The organism is Pseudomonas sp. GW821-FHT09A09, assembly GCF_059418405.1.
The window spans coordinates 1-2,944 of record NZ_JBWKPU010000076.1 but is presented as its reverse complement, the minus strand read 5'-3'; the positions used below and the strand labels follow the sequence as shown (position 1 = coordinate 2,944).

At 63.5% G+C, this 2,944-nt stretch carries 4 protein-coding genes; all 4 read left to right on the top strand.

What is annotated here, in order from left to right; translation table 11 throughout:
- Positions 1-89 precede the first annotated feature (89 nt).
- Genes AC07OV_RS30460 through AC07OV_RS30445 form a run of 4 tightly spaced genes read left to right on the top strand, consistent with a single transcriptional unit; the run spans position 90 to position 2,837 of the window.
- Positions 90-791 carry an ABC transporter permease gene (locus tag AC07OV_RS30460; RefSeq protein WP_176998939.1) on the top strand — a complete coding sequence of 234 codons (702 nt, stop codon included), beginning with the start codon at positions 90-92 and terminating at the stop codon, positions 789-791.
- Entirely contained in the window at positions 788-1,501 is a 714-nt protein-coding gene (locus AC07OV_RS30455) for an ABC transporter permease (RefSeq protein WP_494996376.1), read from the top strand. Before AC07OV_RS30460 ends, AC07OV_RS30455 begins: the two co-directional genes overlap by 4 nt.
- Before the next feature lie 3 nt (positions 1,502-1,504).
- Positions 1,505-2,335, top strand: a complete 831-nt coding sequence (locus tag AC07OV_RS30450; protein ID WP_495093606.1) for an ABC transporter ATP-binding protein — start codon at positions 1,505-1,507, stop codon at positions 2,333-2,335.
- A 4-nt stretch (positions 2,336-2,339) separates the two neighbouring features.
- Positions 2,340-2,837 carry an Lrp/AsnC family transcriptional regulator gene (locus AC07OV_RS30445; protein ID WP_071487193.1) on the top strand — a complete coding sequence of 166 codons (498 nt, stop codon included), beginning with the start codon at positions 2,340-2,342 and terminating at the stop codon, positions 2,835-2,837.
- The last annotated feature ends 107 nt before the right edge of the window (positions 2,838-2,944 follow it).

Here is a 2,944-nt window from a genome sequence, read left to right as displayed (position 1 = left end):
GGCCTGAAGCGTTGCGCTGAATTCAAGGGCCTCATCGCCGGCAAGCCGGCTCCTACGAGGGGCGTCTGTGTCCTTGAGAGATACCCACCATGAACGAATTCCTCAACTTGCAGGGCTACGGCCCGATGCTCGCCCACGGCGCCTGGATGACGCTCAAGCTGGCGTTCCTCGCGCTGGCCTTGAGCCTTGCGCTGGGCCTGATCGCCGCGGGTGCCAAGCTGTCCAGCGTGAAATGGCTGCGGGTGCCCGCCACCCTGTACACCACGCTGATCCGCAGCGTGCCCGACCTGGTGCTGATCCTGCTGATTTTCTACAGCCTGCAACTGTGGCTGAACGACCTGAGCGAAACGTTCGGCTGGGACTACTTTGAAATCGACCCTTTCACCGCGGGCGTCGTGACCCTGGGCTTTATCTACGGCGCGTACTTCACCGAAAACTTCCGTGGGGCGATCCTCAGTGTGCCCGCCGGCCAGCTGGAAGCCGCCACCGCCTATGGCCTGAGCCGCTGGCAGCGTTTTCACCTGGTGCTGTTCCCGCAATTGATGCGATTTGCGCTGCCGGGCCTGGGCAACAACTGGCTGGTGCTGCTCAAGTCCACGGCGCTGGTGTCGATCATCGGCCTGTCGGACCTGGTCAAGGCCGCGCAGAACGCCGGCAAGAGCACCAATGAACCGCTGTATTTCCTGATCCTTGCGGGCCTGGTGTACCTGGTGATCACCACCCTCTCCAACCGCATCTTCAAGCGCCTGGAACGGCGCTACAACCTGGGCATCAAGGGGATGGCGCGATGATCGAACTGTTCCAGCAATACGGCCTGGCCTACCTGTTCAGCGATGGGGCAGGGTTGTCCGGCGTCGCCATGACCTTGTGGCTGTTCATTGTCTCGGTGGTCCTGGGATTCTGCCTGTCGATCCCCTTGGCCTTGGCCCGCGTCTCGCCGCACTTCTGGCTGCGCTGGCCGGTGGAGGTCTACACCTACCTGTTTCGCGGCACGCCGCTGTATATCCAATTGCTGATCTGCTACACCGGGCTGTACAGCCTGGAACTGGTGCAGGACAACGCCCTGCTCAACCAGTTTTTCCGCAATGCGCTGAACTGCACGCTGCTGGCCTTTGTCCTCAACACCTGCGCCTACACCGTGGAGATCTTCGCCGGGGCGATCCGCAATATCCCCCACGGCGAAATCGAAGCCGCCCGCGCCTATGGCCTGCACGGCTGGCGCCTGAACCTGTTTGTGGTGGTACCCGCTGCGCTGCGCCGTGCGTTGCCGGCCTACAGCAACGAAATGATCCTGATGCTGCACGCCACTTCACTGGCGTTTACCGCCACGGTCGCCGACATCCTCAAGGTGGCCCGCGATGCAAATGCCGAGACGTTCCTGACGTTCCAGGCCTTCGGCATCGCCGCCCTGTTGTACATGCTGCTGTCCTTTGCACTGGTGGGCCTGTTTCGACTGGCCGAACGTCGCTGGATGCGTTTTCTTGTTCCTACCCGAGGCTAACCCATGAATCAGTCCGCGCAGGCCCTGGCCGCTTATCCCGTCGACCTCCCCGTTGCCAAACCCGTCACCACCGCCATCAAGCTACAAGTCGAGGGCATCCACAAACGCTACGGCGAACACGAAGTGCTCAAGGGCGTGTCGCTGAATGCACGCCAGGGCGATGTGATCAGCCTGATCGGCGCCAGCGGCTCCGGCAAAAGCACGATGCTGCGCTGCATCAACTTTCTTGAACAACCCGATGCCGGGGTGATCACCCTGGACGGCATCAGCATCGAAATGCAGCAAGGCCGCGCCGGCACCCGCGCACCGCACCAGGCCCAACTGCAGAACCTGCGCACGCGCCTGGCCATGGTGTTCCAGCACTTCAACCTCTGGAGCCACATGACCGTGCTCGAAAACATCACCATGGCCCCGCGCCGGGTGTTGGGCGTGAGCGCCGCCGAGGCGGAACAACGCGCGCGCCTGTACCTGGACAAGGTGGGTTTGCCCGGCCGCGTGGCGGACCAATACCCGGCGTTCCTGTCGGGCGGCCAACAGCAGCGGGTGGCGATCGCCCGGGCCCTGGCGATGGAGCCGGAGATCATCCTGTTCGACGAACCGACGTCAGCGCTGGACCCAGAACTTGTAGGAGAAGTTCTCAAAGTCATACAGACGTTGGCCGAGGAAGGTCGTACCATGCTGATGGTCACCCACGAGATGGGCTTTGCCCGCCAGGTGTCCAGCCAAGTGCTGTTCCTGCATCAGGGCCGGGTCGAGGAACAAGGCGGCGCCGAGATCCTCGACCACCCCGGCAGCGAGCGCTTGCAGCAATTTCTTTCCAACCGTTTGAAGTGAACTCATGGATACTAAGGCCAACGGACCCCACTCCTCCCCTGCGCTGGATCGCATCGATGAGGCGATCATCGACGTGCTGCGCCACCAGGGGCGTATCACCTACGAAAAGCTTTCGTCGCTGGTGCACCTGACCCCCAGGCCGTGCCTGGAACGGGTGCGCAAGCTGGAGCGGCGCGGGGTGATTCGCGGGTATGGCGCGATCATCGACGTGCAGATGGTCTCGCCCGGGTTGTCGCTGTTGGTGTTGGTGGCTCTGTCCAACCAGAGCGGGCGTTCGGCGCAAAAAGCCTTCGAGGCCTGCGTCAAGGCGTGCCCGCAGGTGTTCGAGTGCCAGTTGATCAGCGGGCCGTTCGACTACAGCCTGCGCATGCGCTGCCGTGACATGGAGCACTACCGGGTGTTGACGGAAACCTGGTTGAACAATGACGAGCTGCACATTGACAAGCTGGTGGCGCATCCGGAGTTGGCGGTGGTCAAGAACACCGCCACCGAGCTGACCTGAAACCCAATCCCCCCAAACACTGCCCCCCCCCCTGTGGGGGGGGGGGGGGGGGGGGGGGGGGGGGGGGGGGGGGGGGGGGGGGGGGGGGGGGGGGGGGGGGGGGGGGG